This is a genomic window from Streptomyces sp. SAS_272, from assembly GCF_052543235.1.
Map to the genome: position 1 here is coordinate 22398 of NZ_JBMNDR010000066.1, position 26182 is coordinate 48579.

A 26182-nucleotide genomic window follows, 5' to 3' on the forward strand; every position below is an offset into this window, starting at 1 on the left:
GTCCGCGCGCCGAGCGTGCGCGGTTCGGCGCAACGAGGTCACCCGTCGGCGTCGTCCCGCCGTCCGTCCGGCGTGGCGTCGGGCGTGGCGTCGGGTGTGGCGTGGCGTGTGGCGTCAGGCCTGCCGACGGTCGTGGGGCCGGGCGTCGCGTCGGGCTTCGACCAGGGCCAGCGCGGCCGTCCGGTGTCCTTCCCCTCGGGATCGAACGCGTACTTCCAGCCCTGGGGCAGCCCGAGCCGCTTGCTGTGGCCGCGGGGCGCTCGCCGGTAGACCAGGACGGTGGGCGGGCCGCCGGCCGGGTCCGGGACGGGGATGCGGTACGTCTTCGGCGGGTGCCCGGTCGGGCCCAGGAGCACGGGCAGCACCCGGCCGTCCATGGGGCCGCCCTCGAAGGGGGTGTCTTCGCTCTTCACGCCACCAGTGTCGATCAGGTCTCCGCGGCCAGCGCACCCCGGACCAGTTCGGCGGTCTGCGGGTCCCGGGCGGCGGTCACCATGAGGACGGCGACGAACTGGTCGACGAGCCAGTCCCGCAGCTCGTCGGCGGGCGGCTGCTTGTCCTCGTCGAGCCAGATCAGCGAGGCCGCCTCGACCGCGGTGATCCACATCCGCACGGTCATCCGCAGCCGCGGTCCGGGTCCGGCCACCCCGAGGTGGCTGTAGATGGCCTCGGCGGCGGCCCGGCGCACGCCGTCCACGATGGCCGTCGTCCGGGACGTCTCGACCACGCTGCCGCCCTGGAGCAGGGCGCTGAAGCCGGCGTCGTGGCGGCCGACGAAGGTCAGATAGCGGTCGAGGACGCGGGCGAGGCGGGGGAGGAGGGGCCCGTCGTGGGGCTCGTCGAAGCAGTGACGCAGCTCGTCGGCGGCGGAGTGCAGGGCGGCCTCGTACAGCTGCTGCTTGCCGCCGGGGAAGTACCGGTAGACGAGCGGCCGGGAGACTCCGGCGGCCTCGGCCACGTCGTCCAGCGAGACGTCCTCGGGGACGCGGTGCGCGAACAGCGAGAGCGCGGCCTCCAGCAGCTGGCTGCGGCGCTCCTCGACGCTGAGGCGACGGTAGGCGGGGGCGGCGGGCGTCATGACGTGCAGCGTAATCCCCCGCCCCCGGGCCGTGCCTATGCCAGGAGTCCGGACGAGCGCCACAGCCGGCGTCCGACGCCCCGCAGCACCCCGATGTCGTCCAGGAAGTCCGTCAGCCGCTTCGAGCCGGTCTGCATGACCTCCCGGCGGTGCCCGCTCGCCCGGACCTGCGCCATGGCCTCCCGCCGGTCCAGGCCGACGTTCGTGTAGACCTCCGGATTCACGAAGGCCACCGAGAACACCCGGGCGAACTCGCCCGACGTGACCCTGGTGAACTCCTGCGACCAGCGCGGGGCGGTCACCATCTGCCGGCGCAGCTCCTCGCGGGCGTAGCGCACGTGCCGGGCCTCCTCCACGACGTGGATCCGGGTGACGCCCCGGACCAGCGGCTGGACCCGCTCGTCCGGGAAGGTCAGCCGCTGCATCCAGTCGAGGACCTCCTCGCCGAGCAGCGTCGCGGTGAAGGAGCCGGGGGTGGTGGAGATCGTCTTGAAGACGCGGCCCAGGTTCTGGTGGGCCCGGCTCACCGGGTACCAGGGCGTGTCGCCGTGCGAGATCAGCCGGGCGAACATCTTCGAGTGCCGGCACTCGTCCTCTATCTCGGTGAGCGCGTACCGCACGTGCGCGCTCGTCGCCGCCTTGTCGTAGATGTGCCGGACGAGCAGCTGCATGAGGATGATCTCGAACCAGATCCCCAGCGAGGCGAGCGCGGCGGCCTCGTGCTGGGACAGCAGGATGCGCTGCTCCTCGCCCATCCGCCGCCAGAGCGGCGTGTCGTACAGCGACACGAGCTCCGGCGGCCAGAACCACTTGCCCTCCTCGAAGGGGGCGTCCCAGTCCAGCTCCTGGTCGGGGTCGAAGGAGTGCTTGGCGGAGGACGCGAGCAGCCGCTCGGCCACCTGTTCCCGGTCCTTGAGCAGGCCCAGCGCGTCCCGCAGCCCTTCCACCGCGTCGGCATCCGTGAGGGTCGTCATGCACTTATGAGACTGCTTGTCAGCAAGCCCGTCAATCCCTTGCGTGCAATTCCCTGCGCCGGGCGCCCGAGGCCCTCCGGCGCCGCGGACGCCGTCGCCCGTGCGCCCGCTCCGGCGCGAGGCCCACCTGCGCGAGAGCCGGACGCTCCCGACCTCCCCGTCTCACGAGTCGAGCACCGCCTCCATCACGGCGCGCGCGATCGGGGCCGCCATCCCGCCGCCGGTGATGTCCCCCCGGCGCGCCGACCCGTCCTCCACCACCACCGCGACCGCCACCCTCGGCTCCACGTCCCGCACGCCCTGCGCCCAGGAGACGAACCAGGCGTAGGGGATCCCGGCGTTGCCGACGCCGTGCTGCGCGGTGCCCGTCTTGCCGCCGACGATCGCGCCCGGGATCGCCGCGTTCACCCCGGTCCCCTCCCGCACCACGTCCGTCATCAGCTCGCGCATCCGCCGCGCCGTCGAGGGCAGCATCGCCTGACGCGACGGACGGGAGCCGGCGGTGGACACCGTGGCCCCGCCCCGGCGCGTCGTCCGCTCCACCAGGTACGGCGTGCGTACCTGACCGCCGTCGGCCACCGCCGCCGACACCATCGCCATCTGCAGCGGGGTGGCCCGCGTGTTGTACTGGCCGATCGAGGACAGCGCCAGCTGCGCCCGGTCGAGCGAGGTGTCGAAGGTGCTGGGCGCGACGGCGAACGGGATCCGCACGTCCAGGTCGTTGAAGCCGAACGCCTGTGCCGTCCGCGTCATCCGGGCCAGGCCGGTGTCCACGCCGAGCTTGGCGAACACCGTGTTGCACGACCACTCGAAGGCGTCCCGCAGCGGAGCGTCCTCGCAGCCGTCCCCCTCGTTCGTCAGCCGCGTCCGCGTCCCGGGCAGCCGGTAGGGCGCGGGGGAGTCGGTCGCCGCGTCCAGGTCGGTGATCACCCCCGCGTCCAGCGCCGCCGCCGCCGTGACCACCTTGAACGTCGACCCCGGCGGATACGTCTGCCGCACCGCCCGGTTGAGCATCGGCCGGTCCGGATCGCCGTTGAGCCGCGCCCAGGCCCGCTCCGCACCGGCGTCGTTCCCGGACAGCGCGGCCGGGTCGTACGACGGGCTCGACACCAGCGCCAGCACCCGGCCCGTGGACGGCTCCACCGCCGCCACCGCGCCCTTGCGCCCGTCCAGCCCCTCGAACGCGGCCCGCTGGGCCCGCGGATTCAGGGTGGTCACCACATCGCCGCCGGCCGGCCGGCCGCGGGTGACGTCGTCCCACAGGGGGAACGAGGCGAGCAGCGGGTCCGAACCGGAGAGCACGCCGTCCCCGCTGTGCTCCAGGAACGTCGTCCCGTACACCTGCGAGGCGAAGCCCGTCACCGGCGCGTACAGCGGCCCGTCGCGGTACGTGCGCTCGTAGCGCAGCTGCTCGCCCGTGTCCTGGGAGCCGGTCACCGGGACCCCGCCGACCAGGATGTCGCCGCGTGGCTGGGCGTAACGGGCGATGGCCGCCCGCCGGTTGGCCGGGTTGCCGTCGTACGCCTCGGACCGGACGACCTGGACGCGCGCGGCGTTGACCAGGAGCGCCGCCAGCAGCAGGGCGCAGAACGCGGCGGCGCGCCGGATGTACCGGGTCACCCGGGCCTCCGTGAGGTGGTGTCGTCGGCGGCCCGGCCACGGGCTGCGCCGAGCCCTTCCCGGCGTGTGTCGCGACCTGCCGTGCGGCCCGCCTCGCGACCTGCCTTGTGGCCGGCCTCGCGGCCCGCCTCGTCGTGCGCATCGGTGCGTGCCCCGTCGTACGGCCGCCGCGCCGAGTCGCTGACCCGGATCAGCAGCGCCACGATCGCCCAGTTGGTGACGACCGACGAGCCGCCCTGCGCCAGGAACGGCATCGCCATGCCGGTCAGCGGGATCAGGCCGGTCACGCCGCCCGCGATCACGAACACCTGGAGCGCCACGATCGAGGCGAGGCCGGCCGCCAGCAGCCGTCCGAAGGGATCGCGCAGTGACAGCCCGGCCCGGAAACCGCGCTCCACCAGCAGCCCGTACAGCAGAAACAGCGCCGACAGCCCCGCCAGGCCCAGTTCCTCGCCGGCCGTCGCCAGGATGAAGTCCGACTTCGCGGCGAAGCCGATGAGGACGGAGTGCCCGAGGCCGAGCCCGGTGCCGAGCACCCCGCCGGCCGCGAAGGAGAACAGCGACTGCGCGAGCTGGTTGGGTCCCTGGCCGGCGTCGATGGAGGCGAACGGGTGCAGCCAGTCCTCGACCCGGCTGTGCACGTGCGGTTCGAGACGGCCGACGGCGACCGCGCCGAGCGAGGCGAGCAGCAGGCCGACGGCGATCCAGCCGGTGCGGCCGGTGGCCACGTAGAGCATCACCACGAACAGGCCGAAGAAGAGCAGAGAGGTGCCGAGGTCCCGTTCCAGCACCAGCACGCCGACGCTCAGCAGCCAGATCGCGACGATCGGGCCGAGCACCCGCCCGGTGGGCAGCTGCATGCGTGCGAAGCGCCAGATCCGCCGGCCCGCGTACGTCAGCGCCGTGCGGTTGGCGGCCAAGTACGCGGCGAAGAACACCGCCAGCAGCACCTTGGCGAACTCGCCGGGCTGGATGGAGAACCCGGCGATCCGGATCCAGATGCGCGCCCCGTTCACCGGCGGGAAGAGGACCGGAAGGGTGAGCAGGGCGAGCGCCGCGACCACGCACACGTACGCGTACCGCTGCAGCACGCGATGGTCGCCCAGCACGGTCACCACCACGATGAAGAGCGCCACCCCGACGGTCGACCACACCAGTTGTGTGGGCGCGGCCCGGTCGCCGGGCGTCTCCAGGTCGAGCCGGTAGATCAGCACCAGGCCGATCCCGTTGAGCAGCACGGCGATGGGCAGCAGCAGCGGGTCGGCGAACGGGGCGCGCCAGCGCACCGCGAGATGCGCCAGCAGCGCGAGGACCCCGAGCCCGGCGCCGTAACCGGCGGCGCCGGGCGGGACGGCGTCGAGCTTCGCCAGGCCGACCGCGCAGTAGCCGTACACCGAGAGCAGGACGGCCAGGACGATCAGGGCGAGTTCGACGCCACGGCGCCGGGGGAGGCCTGCCGTGGGAGCGGGCGCGTCGGCCGCCACCACGGTGGTCCCCGCTCCGACTCCGGTTTTCGTCATGTCCGGAACTTACCCAAATGTGGCTCCTTGTGAGCCGTGACGGGCGGTCGTGTCAGCACGAGCGCGGCGCCGCTCCGATGGTCTCGATGTAGCGCGCCGAGCCCCAGGCCCAGGTGCCGTCCGTCAGGAGGTACCAGTGCGTGTTGCCCTGGACGTCCTGACCCGAGGTGCGGCAGAAGATGGAGACGATCTCCCCGCGGTAGGCCACCCGGATCACCTGACTCGCCCGGGTGGGCGCGCTCCGCAGCAGCAGTTCGCTCGCGGTGACCCGCCCGCGCGAACGGCGGCCGTCGTCCTGGCCGCCGGAATGGTCGCCCCCGGACTGCCACTGGCCGCCCCCGGACTGATTGCCGCCCGACTGCCACTGGTTGCCGCCCGACTGGTTGCCTCCGGACTGCCACTGGTGGCCGCTCGACTGGTTGCCCGGCTGGGTGCCGTTCTGATTGCCGCCCGACTGCCACTGGTTGCCGCCGCCGGACTGCCAGTCGTCACCGCCGTCCCCGCCGCCTGGCTGCCAGTCGTCGCCGCCGTCCCCGCCCTCGTTCTGCCAGTCGTTCGTTCCGCCCTGCTGGGCGTGGACGCCGTCCCCGCCGTCGGCGAGGGCGGGGGTGACGGCCGCGGAGGCGGCGAGGGCGCCGGCCGCGGTGACTATGGCGAGGCGGGTGAGAGCGGAGCGCAGGGACATGGCGATACCTCCATGAAGAGGGTGAAGCTGACTTATCGCCAGACTAGGAGCGGTTCGGGCACGCCGCCCGTCACGCTGCGCCATCGGGGAGGCTGCTCACGGCCGGAGGCGTCTGAGGCAGCGTCAGGGTCGCCACGGCGCCGCCGTCCGGCGCGTTGGCGAACGTCAGCCGTGCCCCCAGCACCTCCGCCTGTCCCACTGCGATCGTCAGGCCGAGTCCATGGCCCTTCGCCCCGCCCTCGGTGCGGAACCGCTGCGGCCCGTGGGTGAGGAGGTACTCCGGGTAGCCGTCCCCGTGGTCCCGCACGGCGACCACCGGCCCGTCCACCGTCACCACGACCGGCGCCCGTCCGTGCCGGCGCGCGTTGGCCAGCAGATTCCCCAGCACCCGCTCGAGGCGCCGCCGGTCGGTCTCGACGCGCGCGTCCCGGACGACGGTGACCGCCATGCCGACCGCCGCACCGCCCGAGTTCCCGGGCCTGCCCGAGCTCCCGGGACCGCCCGAGCCGCCCGGCCCTTTGGCGGCGGACGCACCGCTGGTGGCCCCCGCACCACCGGCGCCGCTCGCGCCGTCCGAGGCCTCCGCCGCCCGCACGACCCGCACCACCAGCGCCGTCAGGTCCTCGGCGTCCAGCTCCAGCCGCTCCCGTCCGGTGTCCAGCCGGGAGATCTCCAGCAGGTCCTCGGTGAGTGTGCGCAGCGCCGCCACCCGGTCGCGCACCAGCTCCGTCGGCCGTCCCGGCGGCAGCAGTTCGGCCGCCGCGTGCAGCCCGGTCAGCGGTGTCCGCAGCTCGTGCGCCACGTCGGCGGTGAACCGCTGCTCGCTCAGCAGTTTGCCCTGCAGCGAGGACGCCATCGAGTCCAGTGCGACGGCGACGGTGCCCACCTCGTCCCGCGGCCGTCCCGGTTCCTTCGTGCGCGGGTCGTTCACGCGGGCGTCCAGGTCGCCAGCGGTGATCCGCCGCGCCACCTGCGCGGTGGTGTGCAGCCGCCGTGTCACGCGGGTCACCGCGACCGCGCCGACCAGCAGCGTCGCCCCGATCGCCAGCGCCGACGACCACAGGATCGCGGTGTCCAGCGCCTCGATGGTGCGGGCGCTCTGCGAGTAGTCGACGGCGACCGCGAGGGCCCGGCCGCCGTCCACCGGGCCCGCCGCCCACATCGTGGGCCGCCCGTCGCGGTCGGCGACCATGGTGCCGCGCTCCCCGGCCGCCGCCAACGCCCGCAGCGAGACGGGCAGTCCCCGCGGGTCGACGCTCGCGCCCCACCCGAGAGAGTCCCCGGCCTCGAACGCCGCCGTCGCCTCCTTCAGCCTGGACAGCGCGAGGTGGCGGGCCTGGCCGACGGTCTGGTTCGTCACCGAGACGTGCACGAGCACGCCGAGCAGGGCGGCCAGCGCGCAGCACATCACCGTGATGAAGACGGCCGCCTTCGCGGCGAGCGTGCCGGCCCACGAGGGCACCCCCAGCCTCATCGGCCGCTCGCGGGGGAGGAGGCGGAGCGGGAGGCCGACCCCTGGGCGGACGAGGGCGCGGACGGGGACGGGGACGGGGGCGTGAGGGATGCCGTCGGAGGGTTCGTGGCTCCGGGGGTGGGGGCAGGGGTGGAGAGGGACGACCGCGGCGTGTGCTTGCGGCCGCCGGTGCGCAGCATCTCGTCGTGGGTGAGCAGCATGGCCTGCTGCTGCTGGTCCCAGGTCCACTGCAGGCGGTACTCGTACCCGGCGACCTCCGACGGCGCACGGATGATCACGGACCGCGCGGCCAGCTCGACCCCGCTGACGGCGTCCTCGTAGCCCATGATCTGCACCAGTCGGTTCTTGCGGACGGTGTAGACGCGGACCGCCGTGAGGTTCCCGGGAAGCTGACGGAAGCCCAGCGTCATGTCGTCGTGACCGTCTCCGGTGAGATCGCGGTAGTAGGCCTTGAGGACGGGGCACTCGGCAGCCTTCGCGCCGCTCCTGCCGCAGTCCGCCATCCGGCGGGCCGTCTCCGCGTACCCTCCCGCACCGTAGTCGCCCGGATTCTGGGCGATCTCCCGGCGGACCACCGTGACCGGGTTCACCGCCCGGATGTCCCCGCCGGGCACGGTGACGCCCCGCACCACCTCGGTCTCCACCTCGCCGATGTCGAAGGCGGGGCGGGATGCGGGGGTCAGATCCGGCCAGAGCCGGTCCGGACTGATCGCCGTCGGTGTGGCGCCGGCCCCCTGCAACTCCCCGGCGTCCCCGCAGCCCACGACGACGGAGCCCAGCAGGAGGACGCCGACGGAGGCGAGCGCGAACCGGGCGCGGACCGGCCCGCCGCGACGGCCGGGACCGCCGACCGGACCGCGCGGGCCGGATCGACCGGGGCCGTGCAGGCCGGACCGACCGGGGCCGTGCGGGCCGGACGGACCCTGGCCGCCGGGGCCGGCGTCGCCAGGGCCGGGATCGCCGGGACCCGGATCGCCTGGGGTGGCGGGACGACTGCGGAACACGGGACTCCTGTGACTCCTCTGGCCTACGGCCGGCGGCCACGGCTGCCGCCGGCGTCGGTACCGGCTCCCGCCCACCTTAATTCGTAAGGAAGTCCGTTTTGCGTACCGGTAGGCCGGAAGGGCGAGCCGGCGCCGAGGCGCTGACCACGGGCGAAACGATTACTCGGCCAACTCCTCGAGCAGCCGGGCCGTCGGCAGTCCCGCGCGCAGGTACTCCACGAACAGCTCGTTGTGCAGGGCCCACGGCGAGCGCCGCGACCGTATCAGCCGGATCGCGTCGTCGGCCGACGACCCCCGGCGCACCAGCGCATGGGCGACGACCAGCCCCGACCGGTTGTAGCCGCTGTAGCAGCGCACGAGGACCGTCCGCCCCTCGTCCAGCGCCTCGCCCGCGGCCTGTGCCAGCCGGATCACTCCGGCGAGCTGTGTGCCGTCCAGGGGGCCGTCGGGAATCGGCCACACATGGTGCTGCACACCGGGCCCGGGCCCGTGTCCCGGCCTGGCCCGGGTCAGCGTCTGGACGAGATCGAACTCGTCCCGCACCACGGCGAGCTCCCGCTCCCCGGAACGCCCCCGGTACCCATGGCCGCCCATCCACAGCCCGGGCACGATCTCGCTCCACGGACGATCCGGTTCCGGTACGTCGGGTCGCTTCCTGCGAGTCCGCAACGGCGCCTCCCCAAACGCGCTGCCTAGGCTCTGCCCAACTCACTCCTGGGGTAACCGCCTTCTTGCCCCGGAGCGTCCCTCCTGTTCCCATGGTCGTGGGGTGATGGTGCATGAACGGACTGCGCGTCATACCGACCTGGAGGCATGGCCGGGAGCGGCTCTACGTCTGCCTCACGGACGGCAGGAACATCGCCTGGTACGACCGTGAGGCGGCCAGGGTCAACCTGATCGCCGACGACCGCAGGGAGGACGTCCTGGAGGCCCTGGGCCCCTTCGTCACCGGCCCGGTCGCGGTCGGCCCGCCCCCCGTCCCCACGCCCGCCGAGCTGGCCCGGCTCGCCCTCCACCCGGACGACGACCTGGCGCCCAACCGCCCCGGCGAGGCCCTCCTGATCGACCTCGACCGCGAACCCGGCCCGGCCCACCGGCTGCGCACCGACCCGCGCAGGCGCTCCCTCGCGGCGGAGCAGACGGTCGGCGAGGCGCTGGACCGCCTCGACGGCGCAGGCTGGCACACGCTGCACTCCCTCCCGCTCCCGGGCGGCGACCGGCTCCACCACCTGGCCATCGGACCGGCGGGCCTGTTCGCCGTCCACACGCTGTACGCCCGTAAGCAGCGGGTGCGGATCGCCGACCCGGTGGTCGGGCTGGGCCGCCGGGACCCGGAGCCCCTGCTGCGCAGGATCCGGGGCGAGGCGGACCGCGCGTCCCACGCGCTCACGGCCGAGGTCCGTCCCGTGCTCGCCCTGGTGGGCCCGGCGGACGTCGCCTTCACCGGCCCCCCGCGCCAGGTCCGCGTCCTGACCGACACAGACCTCCCGGCCCTGTCCCGCCTGGGCGGAGTCCTCAAACCGGCAGACGTGGAGGCCCTCCACGCGATGGCAAGAGACCGCACCACCTGGACAGAAGCCTGACACCTCCAGTCCGGGCTCGCGCTCTCGGTGCGGGCTCGCGCTCTCGGTGCGGGCTCGCGCCCTCGGTCCGGGCTCGCGCCCTCAGCGCAGCCCGAGGCCCGCCCCTCCTCACGGCGGAACCACCCCAGCCCGCCCCTCCTCACGGCGGAACCACCCCAGCCCGCCCCTCCTCGAACACCGCCCCCGACAGATCCCCGAGATCCCGCACCCGCGAAACGACGTCCGCCGCGAAGAACGTGAGCGCCCCCACCGACCGGCACTCCTCCACCTCCTGCCACGTGACCGGCGCCGACACGGTCGGCTCCGCCCGCGCCCGCAGCGTGTACGGCGCGGCCGTCGTCTTGCGGGCCGCGTTCTGACTCCAGTCCACGAACACCTTCCCCGGCCGCAGACTCCGCGTCATGCGATGCACCACCAGCCGCGGAGCGGCCCGCTCCGCTTCCACCGCCAGCCGCTTGGCGTACTCCGTGACCCGTTCGGACGACGCCCCCCGCACCGCCGCCAGCAGATGCAGTCCCTTGGACCCCGAGGTCTTCGGATACGCCTCGATCCCGTCCTCCGCGAGACGTTCCCGCAGCCACACCGCGACCTCGCAGCATTCGACGACGGTGGCGGGCGCGCCGGGGTCGAGGTCGAAGACGAGCCGGTCGGCGGTCTCCGGCTCCTGGATCACCCACTGGGGCGTATGGAACTCGGTGACGAGATTCGCCGCCCACACCAGACTCGGCAGGTCCTGCACGACCACCATGCGGGCCGGCCCCTCCGACCGCGGCACCTCGGCGGTGGTGACCCAGTCGGGCGTCCCGGGCGGCACGTTCTTGGCGAAGAAGACCTGGCCGCCGGGCCCGTCCGGGTAGCGCAGGAAGGACAACGGCCGGTCCCGCAGATGGGGGAGCAGGACGTCGGCCACGGTCGCGTAGTAGTGCAGCACCTCGCCCTTGGTGAAGCCGGTCGCCGGGTACAGCACCTTCTCCAGGTTGCTCAGCGCGAGCCGTCTGCCCTCCACCTCGGTGATCGGCGTCATACGATGAGAATCACATAAAACGTCTGAAATCACCTCACCCCATCCACGCTCGGCCGGAAAGGTGCTGCACGTGAGATCCATCTGGAACGGCGCCATCTCCTTCGGTCTCGTCAGCATCCCGATCAAGCTGGTGAACGCCACCGAGAGCCACTCGATCTCCTTCCGCCAGATCCACACGGAGGACGGCGGCCGCATTCGCTACCGCAAGGTCTGCGAGCTGGAGGAGCGCGAGGTGACGTCGGCGGAGATCGGCAAGGGGTATGAGGACGCGGACGGCACGATCATCCCGATCACCGACGAGGACCTGTCCCACCTGCCGCTCCCGACCGCCAAGACCATCGAGATCGTGGCCTTCGTGCCGGCCGACCGGATCGACCCGCTGCAGATGGACGCCGCCTACTACCTTCAGGCGGGCGGCGCCCCGGCAGCCAAGCCGTACACCCTGCTCCGGGAGGCCCTGAAGCGCAGCAACAAGGTCGCGATCGCGAAGTACGCCCTCCGCGGCAGAGAGCGCCTCGGCATGCTCCGCGTGGTCGGCGAGGCGATCGCCATGCACGGACTGCTCTGGCCGGACGAGGTCCGCGCGCCGGAGGGCATGGCCCCGGACACCTCCGTCACCGTCCGCGACAACGAACTGGACCTCGCGGACGCCCTGATGGACACCCTGGGCGAGGTGGACCTGGAGGACCTGCACGACGAGTACCGCGAGGCGGTGGAGGAGGTCGTCGCGGCGAAGGCGGCCGGCGAGGCGCCCCCCGAGGCCCCGGCCGCGCCGTCCAGCGGCAAGGTGCTGGATCTGATGGCGGCCCTGGAGAAGAGCGTCCGGGCGGCGAAGGAGTCGCGGGGCGAGGCGTCGCATTCCGCACAGGAGCCGGAAGCGGCCGAGGAGGCCGAGGTCAGACGCCTGCCCCAGCGCAGGTCGGCGGGCGCCTCGCCCAAGCAGACGGGCGGCAAGAAGTCCACGTCCACGGCGAAGAAGTCCACGGCCGCGCCGCGGAAGTCGACGGCGAAGTCCACCCAGTCCGCGAAGAAGACGACGGCGAGCGGAAGCACCGCCAAGAAGACAGCCGCGAAGAAGACGACGTCGACGGCGAAGAAGACGACGGCCGGGGCGAGCGCGAAGTCGACGGCCGGGAGGAGTGCGAAGACGGCGGCCAAGAAGACGGCGAAGAAGGCGACTCCCCGCAAACGCACGGCCTGACCGACGCCCGCCCGCTCCACTCTCGGTGCGCAGCGATCAGCCGCCCGACGTCTTTCCCCGGCGGATCCCCATCGGCCGGCCCAGTCGTCCGACGACGGGCGACCGGCCGGACGGAGTCCTCCTCCCTCCCCGGCACGTCACCATCAGCGGGCCCAGTCGTCCGACCGCCGGCGACCAGCCGGGCGGAGTCCTCCTCCCAGGCCGCTGTCGACCGGTCGGCGCAGCCCCTCAGGCGGCCCCTTGCAACTCCCCGCCGTCCCCGGGGCCGCCGCCTTCGTCGTCCAGGCCCTCCTCGCCCTCCCCGCCCCTCGTGCCGTTCACGCCGTGCGGGCCGCCGCCCCGGCGGGGGAGGGCGAGCAGTGCCGTGCCCGCCGCCAGTCCCAGCGCCGCCGGGACGGGAAACGCGCCTCCGGGTGCGAACCCGTGGCCCGCGAAGCAGGTCAGCGCCCAGACGCTCGCCCCGAGCCCAGCCCACACGCGCCAGGCCGCCGCCCCGCGAAGCCCGGCGTCCGGCCGGACGGCCCTCTCCACCGAGGCCAGCATCCGTTCCAGCGGACGCAACGCCCGGACGACCCCGGCAAGGACCGTCCCCAGTATCAGCAACCAGGGCACACGCAGGGCCCACCAGCCCGCCGAGCCGTACCCCGGTTCGGGGGCGAGGCCGGTGAGGTAGAAGGCGGCGGCGACGATCAGCACGGGCAGCATGTGCCACAGGTAGAGCGCCATGCTGCCCGACCCGAGCGCCCGCACCGCCCGTTCCGCCCGGTCCCGTTCCAGCGCCCTGCGGACGGCCGGCGCGATCCACAGCGCCACCCCCACCTGCGCCACCGCCCAGGCCAGCAGAGCCGCCGACGGCGGATCGGTGTTGCTCAGCTCCTGCCCCGTCACCAGGATGAGACTGACCGGGAAGGGCCCGGGCCCGACGAGTGCGGCGAACACCGCCCCGCCGCCCAGTGCCAGAGCGGTCGGCGTCCGCCGCCCGCCGCCGGTCAGCAGCCCGTCCCGCCAGCAGAAGCCGAGCTGGTAGACGACGCCCCACACGAGCAGGTAGTTCACCGCCCCGACGGCCTCTACGAGCCCGGAGCGGGGCGGCCCGACGGCTGCGACGAACGCGCCGACGCCGAACCCTGCGACGCCCATGACCACGGGCACGCGCAGGCCCCACCGTCGGTGCAGGGCGTACAGCGCCGGCGTCAGGACGCTGATCAGCAGATAGACCGGCAGGAACCAGAACTGCATGGCCATCGCCCAGCCCACCAGGGCGAGGGTGGCGGGATCCACGCCGAGCGGCCCGCACACGCCGACGGCGAGCAGCACGAGACCGCTGTACGCGGCCGTGGGCAGCAGCAGTCGCACCGCCCGCTGCCCCACCCACCCGGCGGCGGTCCCGCCGGCGTCCCGGCTCCGCGCCCAGGACCCGCCGGCGGCGTGCCCGCCGGCCAGGAAGAACAGCGGCATGATCTGGAAGCCCAGCGTCAGCCACTGCGTCCAGGGCAGCGCGAGCAGCATCTCCGGCGCGGTGAGCGCCCCGTCCGGGCGCCGGACCAGCCCGGTGATCAGCCAGTGCCCCAGCACCACGAGCAGGATCGCCCAGGCCCGCAGGAAGTCGACGTACCGGTCTCGGCTCATGCCCGCATGCTGCCGCCGTCGCCGACTCCCTTACAGGTCAACGGCGTTGTCGCAACCAAGCCGTGCCCTGGCGACGCCCCGGATCGAGTGCGGGCATCGGTTCCGCCCGGCTCCGCGGTGCTCTTGACGCCCCGCATGTTACCGGTAACATCGACGGTCGTCGGAGCATCACACCGCACCCCACGACGCCGTGGGCCGTCCGTCCTGGAGTCCGCGTGACCGATCGCCCCACGGCACCGCGCACCCCATCGATCGCATCCCCGTCACCCACCCCGGCCGGCCCCGTCGTCGCCGCTGGAGCCGGGCGCGTCACCGCCGAAGTCGGGTCTGCCGTCGCGGCCGGAGCCAGCCCCGTCGTCACCGAAGTCGGCCCAGTCGTCGCCGCCGGAGCCGGCCCCAGCGCCGTGGAGGCCGGCCCCGTCTTCACGACGTCCGCCGTGGTCGCGTCCTGCTTCGGATTCGTGCTCATCGGCGCGCTCCAGGCCTTGTACGGACCGTCGATCCCGGCCCTCCGCGACGACTTCGGACTCTCCCCCTCCGCCGCGGGCCTCGGCCTGAGCGCCCACTTCGCGGGCGGCGTCGCCGGCGTCCTCCTCTTCGACCGCCGCTTCGGACGCACCGGCAACCGCCGGATCCTCGCCGTCGCGTACCTGCTGATGGCGGCCGGGGCCGCCGGGTTCGCCCTCGCCCCCGACTGGCCCGTCGCCCTCCTCGCGGCCCTCCTCGCCGGCATCGGCTTCGGCGGCATCGACTACGGCCTCAACCGTCTGTTCGCGACGGGCTTCGGACGCCGTTCCACCGCGATGCTCAACATCCTCAACGCCCACTTCGGCGTCGGCGCGATCCTCGGTCCGGCCCTGGTAGGAGCCGTCGGCGCCGAGCACTACCCGGCCCTCTTCCTGGCCTTCGCCCTGGCCAACCTCCCCCTGCTGCTCTGCCTGCGGGGCGTCAAGGACCACGCGCCGCAGCCCGCGCCCGCCGACACCGGCGACCGCACGCCCGTCGGCGCCGCGTTGCGCTCCGTCCTGGCCGTCTTCGTCACCCTCTACGTGTTGCACGTGGGCATCGAGGCGGGCGTGGGCGGCTGGGAGCCCACCCACCTGGAGTCCGTCGGCTACGGCGCGGGGGCGGCCGCCACCGCGACCAGCGTCTACTGGCTGATGATGACCGTCGGCCGCTTCCTGGCCGCCCCGATCGCCCTGCGCTTCTCCGCCCAGACGATCATCACGGTCTCCTGCGCCGGAATGACGGCCTGCCTCCTCCTGGCGGCCGTCCCGGACCTCGCCCCCTACGCCTATGCCGGCGTGGGCCTCTTCATCGCCCCGATCTTCCCCACCGGCCTGCCCTGGCTCAGCCGGGTCGCCCCCGGCGCCCGCAGAGCCGGCGCGATCGTCATGGCCGCGTCCATGCTGGGCGGCGTGGCGGCGGGCCCGGCCCTCGGCAAGATCATCGAGTGGTCCGGCGTCGGGGCCGTCCCCCTCATCCTCGCGGCCGTCTCGGCCGTCTGCCTGGCGTCCACCCTCTGGCTCACCCGGACAACACGCCGACCGTCCCCCTGAAGCGACCCGGAACGCACCCGCAGCCGCAGCCACCTCCGGCCGAGGGAGCGGCGTGACGGCGCGGCGCGGCGCGGTCCGGGTCGGCCCGGCGCAGCCCGTCCCGTCGCTCGCTCAACTCGTGGCACCCCCCACTCACCCGTACGCCCCCCACTCACCCGTACGCCCCCCACTCACCCGTACGCCCCCATCCACCGGCACGCCCCCACTCACCCGTACGCCCCCACTCACCCGTACGCCCCCATCCACCGGCACGCCCCCATCCACCGGCACGCACCCCACTCATCGCACGCCCCTCCCCACTCACCAGCACGCACCCCACCGGCCGGCACCCACAGACGCCTCCCGCCGCCCGCCCCTGCCCCACCCCACCGAAGGGACCTCATGCCCGCCCTCGCCACCACCTCCGACGGCTTCCTCCTCCACGGTGCCCCCTTCCGCATCCTCTCCGGGGCGATGCACTACTTCCGCGTCCACCCCGACCAGTGGGCCGACCGGCTGCGCAAGGCCCGTCTCATGGGCCTGAACACCGTCGAGACGTACCTCCCCTGGAACCTCCACCAGCCCGAACCCGGCACCCTGGTCCTCGACGGCCTGCTCGACCTGCCCCGCTTCCTCCGCCTTGCCGCGGCCGAGGGCCTGCACGTCCTCCTCCGCCCCGGCCCCTTCATCTGCGCCGAGTGGGACGGCGGCGGCCTGCCCCACTGGCTCACCACCGACCCCGACATCCGCCTGCGCACCAGCGACCCCCGGTTCACGGACGCCGTCGACCGCTACCTCGACCTCCTCCTCCCGCCGCTCCTGCCGTACATGGCGGCGTCGGGCGGCCCCGTCATCGCCGTGCAGGTGGAGAACGAGTACGGCGCCTACGGCGACGACGTCGCCTACCTCAAGCACATCGAGCACGCCCTGCGCTCCCGCGGCGTCGAGGAGCTGCTCTTCACCTGCGACCAGACCGCAGGCGACCACCTCCGCAACGGGACGCTGCCCGGCGTCCTGGCCACCGGTACCTTCGGCAGCCGTGTGGAGGAGTCGCTGCGCCGACTCCGTGAGGCGCAGCCCGAAGGCCCCCTGATGTGCTCGGAGTTCTGGATCGGCTGGTTCGACCACTGGGGCGGCCCGCACCACGGAAGGGACGCCGGGGACGCCGCCGCCGACCTGGACCGGCTCCTCTCCGCAGGCGCCTCCGTCAACATCTACATGTTCCACGGCGGCACCAACTTCGGTTACACCAACGGCGCCAACCACCATCACGCCTACGTGCCCACCGTCACGTCCTACGACTACGACGCCCCGCTCACCGAGAGCGGCGACCCGGGCCCGAAGTACCACGCTTTCCGTGAGGTCATCGCCCGCCACGCCCCGGTCCCGGACGAGCCGGTCCCGGACCCGTCGCCCAAACTCCCGCCGACCACGGTCCGGTTGACCCACCGCTCGCCCCTCATCCCGCCGGCCGGCCGGCCGGTCCGCGCCACGGACCCGCTCTCCGCCGACGAATTGGGCCGGCGCTCCGGCTACATGCTCTACCGGACGACCGTTCCCACCCCGGGAGACGGCCTGCTCCACTTCGCGGGGGGAGTGGGGGACCGAGCCCAGGTCTTCCTGGACGGCGCCCCGGCCGGCGTTCTGGAGCGCGAGCGCTACGAGGAGACCCTGCCGGTCCACGTCCCACGCGCGGGCGCCGTCCTCGACGTGCTCGTGGAGAACATGGGCCGGGTCAACTACGGGCCCCGCATCGGCGTCCCGAAGGGCCTGCTGGGCCCGGTCACCTTCCTGGGACGGCCCCTGCAGGACTGGGACTGCCACGCCCTCCCGCTCGACGACGCCCCGTCCATGACGACCCTCACCGCCGCGCACCCCACAGCCCTGCATCCCACCTCCGTCGCGGCCACGTCCGGGACCGCCGACGCCGGGACCGCCGACGCCGGGACCGCCGATGCCGAGAGCGTGACCCCGGGGCCCCTCACCTCGCGGATTCCCGTCCCCGAGGCCTTCGCCTCCGCCGGGCCCGCCTTCCACCACGGCGCCTTCGACGTGTCGAGCCCGGCCGACGCCTTCCTCTCCCTGCCCGGCTGGACCAAGGGCCAGGCCTGGATCAACGGCTTCCACCTCGGCCGCTACTGGAACCGCGGCCCCCAGCGCACCCTCTACGTCCCCGGTCCGATCCTGCGCAGGGGCGTCAACGACCTGGTCCTTCTCGAACTGCACGGCGCCACGACGTCCGAGGCCCACCTCACCGACGTCCCCGACCTGGGCCCGACAGGCCCCTGACCCGTCCCGTCCCGGCGGGCCGGCCTGTCCCGGCGGCTCGGCCTGTCCCGGCGGGCCGGCCTGTCCCGGCGGCTCGGCCTGTCCCGGCGGGCCGGCCTGTCCCGGCGGCCCGGCCCGCCCCGTCATCCACCCGTCCGCCCACCCGTCCGCCCACCCCTCCGCCCGTCCGTCCGCCGCCCGGCCTATCCTGTGGATCCGCCGGGCGGTGCAGCACGAACAGCACGACTGCCCGGACAAGCCCGCCCCCGCGAGCGGAACCCTCCCCACCCCCGCCCGCGCACGGGCTCCTCCGCCCTGTCCGGCCAGTCCACAGGAAGAAGCCCCCCACCATGACCGGTAGCGCGGCAGACGGCCCGGCGCCCAGGGGACGCAGCAGACGCAACTTCGCCGGAGCCCGCCCGGTGATGGACGACGTCGCGAAACTGGCGGGCGTCTCCAAGCAGACGGTCTCCCGGGTGCTCAACGACCACCCGGCCGTCCGCGCCGAGACGAGGGAAGCGGTCCGGACGGCGATGCGCACGCTGGGCTACCGCCCCAGCAGCAGCGCCCGCTCCCTCGCCAGCGGGCGTACCCGCATGCTCGGCGTGATCTCCTTCGACGCGGCCCGCTACGGCCCCGCCTCGACCCTCACCGCGATCAACACCGCGGCGCAGGAGGCCGGCTACCTGGTCAGCTCGATCGCCCTGGACACCGCGGACCGGGATACCGTGGTGCGCGCCGCCGACCGGCTGTCCGCGGAGGGCGCGGACGGCGTGATCGCGATCGCCCCCCAGGTCCGGCTGGCGCGCGCCCTCGCGGAGGCCCACCTCGACACCCCTCTGGTCGTCATGGACAACGACCTCGGCGACGGCACCCCCATGGTCACCTCCGACGCGCGCACCGGCGCCCGCAAGGCGACGCGCCACCTGCTCTCCCTCGGCCATCCCACGGTTCGCCACCTCGCCGGCCCGACGGGCTGGACGTCGGCGGACCGACGGGCGGACAGCTGGCGCGCCACGCTCGAGGCGGCGGGAGCCGAGGTCCACGCTCCCCTCACCGGCGACTGGACCGCGGACTCCGGCTACGACCGAGGCCGTGAAATGGCGAAGGACCCGGGCCTGACCGCGGTCTTCGTCTCGAACGACCAGATGGCCCTCGGCGTTCTGCGCGCCCTCCACGAAGCGGGCCGCCGCGTTCCCGAGGACGTCAGCGTGGTCGGCTACGACGACATCCCGGAAGCCGCCCACTTCCTGCCACCGCTGACCACGATCCGCACCGACTTCACCGACATCGGCACCATCGCCCTGCGCGTCCTCCTGGCCCGGATCGACAGCCCGCCCCGGTCTTCGCGGGCCCCGGAGCCCTCCCTCACCCTCATCCCGGTCGACCTGCGCGTCCGCGACAGCACGACCGCCCCGCCCCGCCCCGCCTGAGCCCCGGGCGGGCGGCCGTCGGCTCAGGAAGGCTCGTCGATCCGGTCCTTCGCCCACCACAGGAACGCGGCGGCGTGCTGCTGATTGGCGAACCCGTCGCCGACGAGAGTGTGCAGGAGGTCGTTGCTCCAGAAGACGAGCCGGCCGAGGGTCCAGTTCACCGACTCCGGTGCGGGCAGCTCCAGTCCGTAGACCATCCGCGCGATCTCGCGCTTGCCGCCCGCCTCCGTCGTGTACTTGAGGATCGACAGAAAGCGCTCGGGCTCCACCACGCAGAGCACCCTGGTGAGGAGAGCCTCCTTGAAACCCGTCATGGCGAACGGCTTCACACCGCTCAGCAGGTGGTCCAGCCGGTCCTCGCGCGGTACGTCGTCCGGTCCGTGCAGGAGGTATTCGACGGTCTGCCGGGTCGACTCGGCGGCCGCGTCGTCGCCGAGGGCGTTCCACGCGCTGTTGAACGTGGCCTGGTTGCCGGGGCGCGCTCCGACGTCGGAGTTCGCGAAGTCCTTCAGGGCCCGCGGATCGCACGCGTACAGCCCCTCACGGGAGAAGATCCTCCGGTACTTCTCCCAGTAGGCCGCCACGTCGGGATCGAAGCCCGGTCGGGAGGCGAGGTAGCGGGTCTTGAGCCGGTCGACGCGTTCCAGCACCCCGGGCTCGACGTCCTCGGCTTTCGGGAAACGCGCCTTGAGATCGACGAAGGATCGGGGAGGCTGCTTCCTCGGCTCGGCGAGTGCGCCGTGCTCCCACTCGAAACCGCACCGGTGCCGGACGAGCCGACGCCCGCCCTCGAGCCCGCGTACCAGCTCGACGTCCTCGTCGTCGCTGCACAACGGGCACATCGCCAACGCCATGGCCACCCTCCCGCACGGTGCCGCATCGCACCGTGAACCAGAACACGCGGCACCACCGGCGGCGGCCCCTGCGAAAGCGTGAGACGCGCACACCGGCCGCATAGTTCGCCGTCACGGCCCGCCGAGCACGGCCCGTCGAGCGGAACAACCTCGTCGACACCGCGTCAGTTCACCACCGCCACCGCCACCGCCACCGCCACCGCCACCGCCACCGCCACCGCCACCGCCACCGCCACCGCCACCGCCACCGCCACCGCCACCGTCTCCTCACCGGACGGGCACCGCGGCCATGACGCAGCGGAACGGCCGACGCGCACCCCACCCCACCTCACCCCACGCCGACTCGCCGTGTAGCGTGACGATCTTCGGCCGGCGCAGGCCGGCCGGAGTCCTCGAAGGCCGGACGCCCCATGCATCCCATGCACCCCACGCACCTCACACATCTCGCCGCCGCACGCCGTCGCCTCGGCGCCGCCCTGGACGACCTCTTCGACGTCTTCCACGGCATGACCGCACATCCGGACGAGCACAACTGCTCATGCCACTGGGGCAGCGCGGAAGAGGTCGCCCTTCTCAAGACCCCGGACGCGGAGCTGGAGCCGGATCTCCTGCGGCGGACCTGGCAGGCCGTCGACTGGACCGATCACGCGGCCGTGCTGCGCCGCATCCTGCCGCAGTTCGCCACGGCCCTCGTCGCCGGCCGTGTGCGACCCCTGTCCGGGCTGGAAGAGGCCGGCTACTCCTTCGCCCGCGGCCGTTGGCAGCAGTGGCCCGACGAACAGGCCGCCGCCGTACGCGAGTTCCTGCACGCCTGGTGGGTGCAGAGCCTCACCGATCCGGACGCGGCCGTCCCCGCGCACCAGGTCTTCGCGATGTGCGCCGAGGCGTCCGGAACGGTCCGCCCCTGGCTGGCCGACTGGGAGGTGCACACCGGGAACCTCAGCGACCTGCGTCTCGCCGAGGCAGCCGCGAAGTGGGAGTACGAACTCCTGGGAGACGGCCTGCCGTGGCACGTCCGTTGGCACGAGCACGACGAGGAGGAACTGCGCGCCGAACTGGTCGGCTGGCTGCTGGGCCACGCCGCGACGCGACTGCGCACGTCGGACGCACCGGCGGACCTGCAGCACCGGATACGGCTGCTCGCCCTCACCGGCGAGGCCCGCTGGACGTCCCCCCACTGGCCCGGTCACCGCTACTGACAGCCGGTCGTCCCGTCCGCTTTCAGTCGTCCTGCCCGAGGCCGCGATCGGGCGCGCTCATGTCCCCCGTCCGGGGCGTGCCGTCGGCAAGTCCGTAGCGCAGGTACACGGTGCCCTTCGGACTGGTCGCCGGCGGTTCGAGGAGGGTGACGTTCGTGGGCACCGCGCCACCGTCGAACACCTTCTTCCCGACGCCGAGCACGATCGGGTGCAGCCAGAGGTCGAGACGGTCGAAGAGCTTCTCCCGCAGCAGCGTCTGCACCAGGTCGATGCTCCCGACGACCTTCACCTGCTCGTGCCGGTCGCGGATCTCGCGCACCGCGGCGGCCAGGTCCGGGCCGAGGTGCGTCGACCCCGCCCACGAGAGGTCGGGCGTGCCGCGGGAGGCGACGTACTTCGGCACGCGGTTGAAGAGCGTGGCGATCTCGTCGTCCGCGCCGCCCTTCTGGTGCGGCCAGTACGCGGCGAAGATGTCGTACGTCCGCCGACCGAGCAGAAGGGCGTCCGTGCCCTCGTACGCGGCGACGATCTGCGCTCCGGCGACCTCGTCGGACAGCGGCGCCTGCCAGCCCCCGTACGGAAACCCCTCCGGGTCCTCGTCCGGACCGCCGGGTGACTGCGCGACCAGGTCCAGTGACGCGAACATCTCGATGTCGATGAGGCCCATGGTGTGCTCCTGATGAGTCATCCGTCGTGTGTCTCGTTCGGCAGGTAGACCTGTGGGCCGGGCCGGACTCATCGCCGCGACGGCGCCCACTTCGTGATCCTCGCCCGTCCGGCGCCGGGACACCGCACCGGCACGCCCTGTCACCTCACGATAGAACGGGGTCCGCGTGCCGACTCGGCGAAACCCTGGCCCCTGGCGTCACCGCAGGTCACCGGTGCGGCCGCCGTCCGCTGCGACGCGCCCGCCCGGTGAGACGCGCGGGTGCCGCTCGCCGCCGCTCGCCGCCGCTCCACGGCGACGTTCCACCGCGCTGCTCGTGGCCATGGTGCGGCTACTGTCGTGGTCAGGTGATCAGTCACGACTGGGGTGGGCACGGATGACGACCTGGCAGGAGTGGGAGGCCGAGCTGGCAGGACGGTTGGCCGCCGCGTCCCCGGACGAGCGCGTGGTGTTCGCCGTCGGGGTCGCCGAACGGCTGATGCGGGCCCAGGAGGCTCTGCCGGCCCATGAGCAGGCGGAGTACGCCCTCGACCTCCGGCCGATGCTCAACGCCCTGTGGGAAGCCGCGCTGGGCAACGCGTCGGCGTTCGGGGAGATCAAGCACGGGCTGGGCGAGTACCTGCTGAGCGAGTACTGCCACAACGACGGGCAGCACGGCCCCGGTGACGCCGACGAGCCGGCCGCGGCCGCCGTGCTGCACACCGCGGTGGCCTACCTGTTCGGCGCAGGCGAGTCGGTCTCGGCAGTGAGCAGCCGGGCAGTCGAAGCCGCGGACGCACGCCTGAACGCGGACGCACGTCTGGACAGGGGCGGCCGCGTGGACGCAGGCGACAGCAAGGCAGCCGACGGCAAGGCAGCCGACGGCAAGGCAGCCGACGGCGACGCCGCCGTCCCGGACGAAGTCCTCACCGCCGAGGTGCGTCGTCAGCTCCGTGACCTGGCGCTGATCGGTCAGCACGGCGCGTCCTTGCGTCACGCGAGGCTGGGCCTCGACATCGACACCTCCGCCCGACTGCACCGCGCTCTTCGCGTCCCCCTGTCCAGCGTCGAGGCCGACGCGTAGGCGAACTCCGCCCGCAGAGCGTCCCGCCGACGCCGAGCTCGATATATGTCACCCCATATGTGTCAGTAGCCCCTTCTAGGATGGTCGAGGGGAACTGAGATCGACTGGGCGGGCAGGGTGCGGGAGCATGACTCAACTGGTGGGCAGAACAGCTGAACTCGCGCGGCTCGACGCCCTGTTGGCCGGCCCGGACCTGCCCGACGCACCGGCCGTCGTCGACATAGCGGGTGAGCCCGGCATCGGGAAGAGCCGGTTGCTCGGCGAGGTCTGCGCCCGGGCCCGCCGGGGCGGATTCACGGTGCTTCGCGGCCGCGCCACGGAGTACGAACAGCACGTCCCCTTCCAGGCTTTCACCGACGCACTCGCCGACGTCGACCCCGACGTCATCGCCGCGGACCCCGAACTCCCCCAACCCGACCCCGAACTGGACCTGGTGCTGCACGGCATCCGGAGAGCGGCCCCGGGAGACACGTCCGGCCCGGGCGGCGCAGCCCGCTTCGGACTGCACCGTGCGATCACCAGGTTTCTCACGCGCCTCGGCGGGCGCGGCGTGGTTCTGGCCGTCGACGACCTGCACTGGGCGGACCCCGCGTCACGGGAACTCGTCGATCACCTGATCCGGCACCCGGCCCGCGGACGGGTCCTGCTGGTCGTGGCACGGCGGGTCCGGCAGACCCCCACCTCCCTGACCGCGGCCCTGGCGCGCGGCACCGACACCGGAGACGTCCTGCACTTCGCGCTGGGCCCGCTCCCCGAGAAGGAGTCCATCCGGACGCTGGCCCCCGATGTTCCGGGGCGCGAGGCGAAGCAGTTGTACGCCGCCAGCGACGGCAACCCCTTCTATCTGCTCGCGCTGCTGCACGCGTACCGCGACGGAGCCCGGCTGCCCAGCGCCCTCACCCGGTCCGACGCGACGGACGCGGTCGGCGTGCCCGACGGCCTCGCGGCCCTGCTGCTCGACGAGCTGACCGCGCTGACCGCGTCGCAACGCCGTGTCGCCGAGGCGGTGGCAGCGCTCGGCGCTCATGCAACCCCCGCCATGGTGGCCGAGGCGATCGGCCCGTCGCCCGAAGAGGCGACGGGGAGGCAGGAGACGACGGCCGAGACGAAGGAGCCGAAGGAGGCGAACGAGGCGAAGGAGCCGAAGGAGGCGAACGGGGTGAAGGAGGTGCTGAAAGCCAGGGCAGCGGAGGCGGTAGAAGCCGCGGAGGTTGAGGAGGCCGCGGAGGCTGCGGAGGTCGAGGAGGTGATAAGGGCACTGGCGGCGCGGGACGTGCTGCGCGCCGGGCAGGGCGGCCGATGGGCGCTCCGCCATCCGCTCGTGCGGGCCCTGGTCTACGAGAACACCGCCCCGGGGCGGCGCGCCGAGCTTCATCGTCGGGCCGCGCGGGCACTGGCCCGCAGCGGCGCCCCCGCCACCGAGCGGGCCCACCACGTCGAACGGTCGATGACCGGCTGGGACGCCGAGGGAGCCGCCGTGCTGGAGGAGTCCGCCGCTCAGTGCGCGTCGACCGCCCCGGCCACCGCCGCCCACCTGCTGAACGTCGTCCTCACGCACCTGCCGGACAGGCCCGAGCACGACCTGCGGCGAGGCGAACTCGTCCTGGCGCGCGCCCGGGCGCTCGGCGTCAGCGGCAGTCTCCGCGAGAGCCGCGATCTGCTGCACGACCTGATCGAGACGTCGGGCAAGGACCTCCTCCCGCTGCGCACGGAGGCCGTCGCCTGGTGCGCCGTGATGGAGCGGCACCTCGGCCACTCCCCGGAGGCCACCGCCCTGCTGCGCCGCGAGCTGTCCCGCCGTCCGGGCCCCGCTCCCGGGCAGGAGGTCTCCCTGCGGCTCGCCCTCGGCATGTCCGCCCTGCTGACGGCGTCCTATCCCGAGGCCCGCGCGGACGTCGCGGAAGCCGTGGCCCTCGCCCGAGCCGACGACGACTGTGCGGCGGAAGCGGCCGCCCTCGCGCTGGCCGCCCTGGGCGAGGCGTACGAGGGCGAGACGGCAGCAGCCGTCCGGTACACCGCCGCCGCGTCCCGGCTCACGGACGCGCTGACCGACCCCGGCCTCACGGACCTGTGCGAGTCGTTGAGCTGGCTGGCCTGGGCGGAAGTCCTGCTGGAGCGCTACCCGGACGCCGAACGGCACTTCACCCGCGGGCTCGACATCGCCCGGCGCGGCGGCCGGCTCCACGTCCTGCCGCACCTGCTGACGAGCAAAGCCTTCGTCCATCTCACCACCTGTCGCCTGCCGTCCGCGCTGGAGGCGGCCGAGGAGGCGGAGACCCTGGCGCGGGCCGCGGGCAGCTCCGACCTACTGGCGTTCACGCTCGCCATCAAGACGCTGGTGCTGCTGCTGTGCCGACCGTTCGGGGACGTCGACGCCCTGACCACCGCTGAGGAGGCTGTCGCGGCGACCAGCGGGAGCAAGGGCTGGTGGCCCGCCCTGGCGTGGTGCATGCTCGGGCACGCGACGTTCGTGAGCGGCGACGCGCACCGCGCGCAGGAGGCCATCACGACGGCCGGCGGAGGCCGCGAACTCCCCCTGCTGCAACCGTCGATCCGTCCGGGCCAGCTCGACACGCTCACCGGTGCCGCCCTCGCCACCGGCGACCTCGACCAGGCCCGACGCTGGGCCGCGCAGGCGGCGCGCGAGGCCGGACGGCTCGGTCTCGGCGGCCAGCGCGCGGCAGCCCGGCGAGCCGAGGCGTCGCTGGCCGGGCACCGCGGCGACACGGACCGGGCCGTCCGTCTCCTCGACGCGGCCGCCCAGGAGTACGCCCGCTGCGGCCAGCGTCTGTGGGAGGCGTACTGCCTGCTCCGCGCGGCGCCCCTGGTGCAGCGCACCGGCCAGGGCGAACGCGCGGCCGCCATGTGGCGCCGCGCCCACCGCATCGCCGTCGCCGGCGGCGCCCGCCTGCTCGTCGACCTGGCCGAGCTGAGCCGCCCCGAGGTCATACCCGAGGCGTCCGCGGTCCCGCCGGAACTGGCGGGGCTGACGGCACGTGAGGTCGAGGTGGCCGGACTCCTGGCGGAGGGCCTGAGCAACCAGGACATCGCCGCCCGGCTCCACCTCAGCCGGCGCACCGTCGAAACGCACCTGTCCTCGGTCTACCGCAAGCTCGACGTACCGTCCCGTTCGGCGCTGACCCGTCTGATGACCCGCATCGGCCTGGGCGTCGGATCGTGAGCCGGGCGCGGTCGGGCGTACGTCGGGTCGCGTCCACGGCGTGACGAAGTCTGAGTGAGTGCCACCACGCAGGTGAGTACGCGTGCTCACGTGGTGGGCGTGGTCTGCTCTCAGACTTGGCGCATGAGACGAACCTCCGCACCGACCGGCACGACCGCCCGCTTCCAGCGGCGTCCGCGGGGAGCGC

At 73.6% G+C, this 26182-nt stretch carries 23 protein-coding genes; 8 read left to right on the forward strand and 15 right to left on the reverse strand.

Annotated features, from left to right (window positions below; genetic code table 11):
• Positions 1 to 38: 38 nt before the first annotated feature.
• The 9 genes from ACN6LD_RS30160 to ACN6LD_RS30200 form a co-directional block, all read right to left on the reverse strand.
• Positions 39 to 413, reverse strand: a complete 375-nt coding sequence (locus ACN6LD_RS30160; RefSeq protein ID WP_319190641.1) for a hypothetical protein — start codon at positions 411 to 413, stop codon at positions 39 to 41.
• 14 nt (positions 414 to 427) lie between these two features.
• Positions 428 to 1078, reverse strand: coding sequence for a TetR/AcrR family transcriptional regulator (locus tag ACN6LD_RS30165; protein ID WP_266724581.1), 651 nt, complete (start codon positions 1076 to 1078; stop codon positions 428 to 430).
• Between the two features lie 35 nt (positions 1079 to 1113).
• Positions 1114 to 2052, reverse strand: coding sequence for an AurF N-oxygenase family protein (locus tag ACN6LD_RS30170; protein ID WP_319190638.1), 939 nt, complete (start codon positions 2050 to 2052; stop codon positions 1114 to 1116).
• Between the two features lie 162 nt (positions 2053 to 2214).
• Entirely contained in the window at positions 2215 to 3672 is a 1458-nt protein-coding gene (locus ACN6LD_RS30175) for a peptidoglycan D,D-transpeptidase FtsI family protein (protein WP_319190636.1), read from the reverse strand.
• A complete protein-coding gene (locus tag ACN6LD_RS30180; RefSeq protein WP_445044851.1) occupies positions 3669 to 5192 on the reverse strand; it encodes an FtsW/RodA/SpoVE family cell cycle protein in 1524 nt (507 codons plus the stop codon). Before ACN6LD_RS30180 ends, ACN6LD_RS30175 begins: the two co-directional genes overlap by 4 nt.
• A 52-nt stretch (positions 5193 to 5244) precedes the next feature.
• The gene (locus ACN6LD_RS30185) at positions 5245 to 5877 is read right to left on the reverse strand and encodes an SH3 domain-containing protein (protein WP_319190632.1); all 633 of its coding nucleotides are present in this window, start codon (positions 5875 to 5877) and stop codon (positions 5245 to 5247) included.
• A gap of 70 nt (positions 5878 to 5947) precedes the next feature.
• The gene (locus tag ACN6LD_RS30190) at positions 5948 to 7351 is read right to left on the reverse strand and encodes an ATP-binding protein (RefSeq protein ID WP_319190675.1); all 1404 of its coding nucleotides are present in this window, start codon (positions 7349 to 7351) and stop codon (positions 5948 to 5950) included.
• Positions 7348 to 8133, reverse strand: a complete 786-nt coding sequence (locus tag ACN6LD_RS30195; RefSeq protein ID WP_445044867.1) for a hypothetical protein — start codon at positions 8131 to 8133, stop codon at positions 7348 to 7350. The genes ACN6LD_RS30190 and ACN6LD_RS30195 overlap by 4 nt, the downstream gene beginning before the upstream one ends.
• A gap of 381 nt (positions 8134 to 8514) precedes the next feature.
• Positions 8515 to 9024: a protein-tyrosine phosphatase family protein gene (locus ACN6LD_RS30200; protein WP_445044852.1), complete on the reverse strand. Its 510-nt coding sequence runs from the start codon at positions 9022 to 9024 to the stop codon at positions 8515 to 8517.
• Positions 9025 to 9134: 110 nt separating this feature from the next.
• Between ACN6LD_RS30200 and ACN6LD_RS30205 the strand changes: the two genes are divergently transcribed.
• Positions 9135 to 9938 carry a nuclease-related domain-containing protein gene (locus tag ACN6LD_RS30205; RefSeq protein ID WP_445044853.1) on the forward strand — a complete coding sequence of 268 codons (804 nt, stop codon included), beginning with the start codon at positions 9135 to 9137 and terminating at the stop codon, positions 9936 to 9938.
• Positions 9939 to 10077: 139 nt separating this feature from the next.
• Here the strand turns inward: ACN6LD_RS30205 and ligD are convergent, their stop codons facing one another.
• The gene (gene ligD, locus ACN6LD_RS30210) at positions 10078 to 10962 is read right to left on the reverse strand and encodes a non-homologous end-joining DNA ligase (RefSeq protein WP_445044854.1); all 885 of its coding nucleotides are present in this window, start codon (positions 10960 to 10962) and stop codon (positions 10078 to 10080) included.
• A gap of 70 nt (positions 10963 to 11032) precedes the next feature.
• On the opposite strand from ligD, the gene ku reads away from it, so the two are divergent.
• The gene (gene ku, locus ACN6LD_RS30215; protein WP_445044855.1) at positions 11033 to 12163 is read left to right on the forward strand and encodes a non-homologous end joining protein Ku; all 1131 of its coding nucleotides are present in this window, start codon (positions 11033 to 11035) and stop codon (positions 12161 to 12163) included.
• A 228-nt stretch (positions 12164 to 12391) separates the two neighbouring features.
• On the opposite strand, the gene ACN6LD_RS30220 is transcribed toward ku, so the two are convergent.
• Entirely contained in the window at positions 12392 to 13792 is a 1401-nt protein-coding gene (locus ACN6LD_RS30220) for an acyltransferase family protein (protein ID WP_445044856.1), read from the reverse strand.
• Between the two features lie 404 nt (positions 13793 to 14196).
• Here ACN6LD_RS30220 and ACN6LD_RS30225 point away from each other — a divergent pair, with 404 nt between their 5' ends.
• The 3 genes from ACN6LD_RS30225 (at position 14197) to ACN6LD_RS30235 (ending at position 19031) form a co-directional block, all read left to right on the forward strand.
• Entirely contained in the window at positions 14197 to 15351 is a 1155-nt protein-coding gene (locus ACN6LD_RS30225) for an MFS transporter (protein ID WP_445044868.1), read from the forward strand.
• A gap of 381 nt (positions 15352 to 15732) precedes the next feature.
• Complete coding sequence (locus tag ACN6LD_RS30230) at positions 15733 to 17619, forward strand: beta-galactosidase (RefSeq protein ID WP_445044857.1); 1887 nt, start codon at positions 15733 to 15735, stop codon at positions 17617 to 17619.
• Positions 17620 to 17948: 329 nt separating this feature from the next.
• Positions 17949 to 19031, forward strand: a complete 1083-nt coding sequence (locus tag ACN6LD_RS30235) for a LacI family DNA-binding transcriptional regulator (protein WP_319198378.1) — start codon at positions 17949 to 17951, stop codon at positions 19029 to 19031.
• 23 nt (positions 19032 to 19054) lie between these two features.
• Here ACN6LD_RS30235 and ACN6LD_RS30240 read toward each other — a convergent pair whose 3' ends face one another.
• Both ACN6LD_RS30240 and ACN6LD_RS30245 read right to left on the reverse strand, forming a co-directional pair.
• Positions 19055 to 19885 carry a hypothetical protein gene (locus tag ACN6LD_RS30240; RefSeq protein WP_445044858.1) on the reverse strand — a complete coding sequence of 277 codons (831 nt, stop codon included), beginning with the start codon at positions 19883 to 19885 and terminating at the stop codon, positions 19055 to 19057.
• 164 nt (positions 19886 to 20049) lie between these two features.
• Entirely contained in the window at positions 20050 to 20202 is a 153-nt protein-coding gene (locus ACN6LD_RS30245) for a hypothetical protein (protein ID WP_445044859.1), read from the reverse strand.
• A gap of 102 nt (positions 20203 to 20304) precedes the next feature.
• Between ACN6LD_RS30245 and ACN6LD_RS30250 the strand changes: the two genes are divergently transcribed.
• The gene (locus ACN6LD_RS30250; RefSeq protein ID WP_445044860.1) at positions 20305 to 21084 is read left to right on the forward strand and encodes a hypothetical protein; all 780 of its coding nucleotides are present in this window, start codon (positions 20305 to 20307) and stop codon (positions 21082 to 21084) included.
• A 22-nt stretch (positions 21085 to 21106) separates the two neighbouring features.
• Here the strand turns inward: ACN6LD_RS30250 and ACN6LD_RS30255 are convergent, their stop codons facing one another.
• Together ACN6LD_RS30255 and ACN6LD_RS30260 are read right to left on the reverse strand one after the other, a co-directional pair.
• The gene (locus ACN6LD_RS30255; RefSeq protein WP_319194688.1) at positions 21107 to 21751 is read right to left on the reverse strand and encodes a dihydrofolate reductase family protein; all 645 of its coding nucleotides are present in this window, start codon (positions 21749 to 21751) and stop codon (positions 21107 to 21109) included.
• Positions 21752 to 21949: 198 nt separating this feature from the next.
• A complete protein-coding gene (locus ACN6LD_RS30260) occupies positions 21950 to 22075 on the reverse strand; it encodes a hypothetical protein (protein WP_445044861.1) in 126 nt (41 codons plus the stop codon).
• Between the two features lie 52 nt (positions 22076 to 22127).
• On the opposite strand from ACN6LD_RS30260, the gene ACN6LD_RS30265 reads away from it, so the two are divergent.
• Positions 22128 to 22814 carry a hypothetical protein gene (locus ACN6LD_RS30265; RefSeq protein ID WP_445044862.1) on the forward strand — a complete coding sequence of 229 codons (687 nt, stop codon included), beginning with the start codon at positions 22128 to 22130 and terminating at the stop codon, positions 22812 to 22814.
• Positions 22815 to 22941: 127 nt separating this feature from the next.
• Positions 22942 to 25995 carry a helix-turn-helix transcriptional regulator gene (locus ACN6LD_RS30270; protein WP_445044863.1) on the forward strand — a complete coding sequence of 1018 codons (3054 nt, stop codon included), beginning with the start codon at positions 22942 to 22944 and terminating at the stop codon, positions 25993 to 25995.
• The last annotated feature ends 187 nt before the right edge of the window (positions 25996 to 26182 follow it).

What these genes read in the sequence shown, in the direction of transcription:
- ACN6LD_RS30170 (WP_319190638.1), bottom strand. Translation starts at nt 2,052, where the DNA reads ATGACGACCCTCACGGATGCCGACGCGGTGGAAGGGCTGCGGGACGCG.
- ACN6LD_RS30220 (WP_445044856.1), bottom strand. Translation starts at nt 13,792, where the DNA reads ATGAGCCGAGACCGGTACGTCGACTTCCTGCGGGCCTGGGCGATCCTG.
- ACN6LD_RS30255 (WP_319194688.1), bottom strand. Translation starts at nt 21,751, where the DNA reads ATGGGCCTCATCGACATCGAGATGTTCGCGTCACTGGACCTGGTCGCG.
- ACN6LD_RS30230 (WP_445044857.1), top strand. Translation starts at nt 15,733, where the DNA reads ATGCCCGCCCTCGCCACCACCTCCGACGGCTTCCTCCTCCACGGTGCC.
- ACN6LD_RS30250 (WP_445044860.1), top strand. Translation starts at nt 20,305, where the DNA reads ATGCACCCCACGCACCTCACACATCTCGCCGCCGCACGCCGTCGCCTC.
- ACN6LD_RS30240 (WP_445044858.1), bottom strand. Translation starts at nt 19,885, where the DNA reads ATGGCGTTGGCGATGTGCCCGTTGTGCAGCGACGACGAGGACGTCGAG.
- ACN6LD_RS30270 (WP_445044863.1), top strand. Translation starts at nt 22,942, where the DNA reads ATGACTCAACTGGTGGGCAGAACAGCTGAACTCGCGCGGCTCGACGCC.
- ACN6LD_RS30180 (WP_445044851.1), bottom strand. Translation starts at nt 5,192, where the DNA reads ATGACGAAAACCGGAGTCGGAGCGGGGACCACCGTGGTGGCGGCCGAC.
- ACN6LD_RS30235 (WP_319198378.1), top strand. Translation starts at nt 17,949, where the DNA reads ATGACCGGTAGCGCGGCAGACGGCCCGGCGCCCAGGGGACGCAGCAGA.
- ACN6LD_RS30165 (WP_266724581.1), bottom strand. Translation starts at nt 1,078, where the DNA reads ATGACGCCCGCCGCCCCCGCCTACCGTCGCCTCAGCGTCGAGGAGCGC.
- ACN6LD_RS30205 (WP_445044853.1), top strand. Translation starts at nt 9,135, where the DNA reads ATGAACGGACTGCGCGTCATACCGACCTGGAGGCATGGCCGGGAGCGG.
- ACN6LD_RS30190 (WP_319190675.1), bottom strand. Translation starts at nt 7,351, where the DNA reads ATGAGGCTGGGGGTGCCCTCGTGGGCCGGCACGCTCGCCGCGAAGGCG.
- ACN6LD_RS30265 (WP_445044862.1), top strand. Translation starts at nt 22,128, where the DNA reads ATGACGACCTGGCAGGAGTGGGAGGCCGAGCTGGCAGGACGGTTGGCC.
- ACN6LD_RS30185 (WP_319190632.1), bottom strand. Translation starts at nt 5,877, where the DNA reads ATGTCCCTGCGCTCCGCTCTCACCCGCCTCGCCATAGTCACCGCGGCC.
- ligD (WP_445044854.1), bottom strand. Translation starts at nt 10,962, where the DNA reads ATGACGCCGATCACCGAGGTGGAGGGCAGACGGCTCGCGCTGAGCAAC.
- ACN6LD_RS30260 (WP_445044861.1), bottom strand. Translation starts at nt 22,075, where the DNA reads ATGGCCACGAGCAGCGCGGTGGAACGTCGCCGTGGAGCGGCGGCGAGC.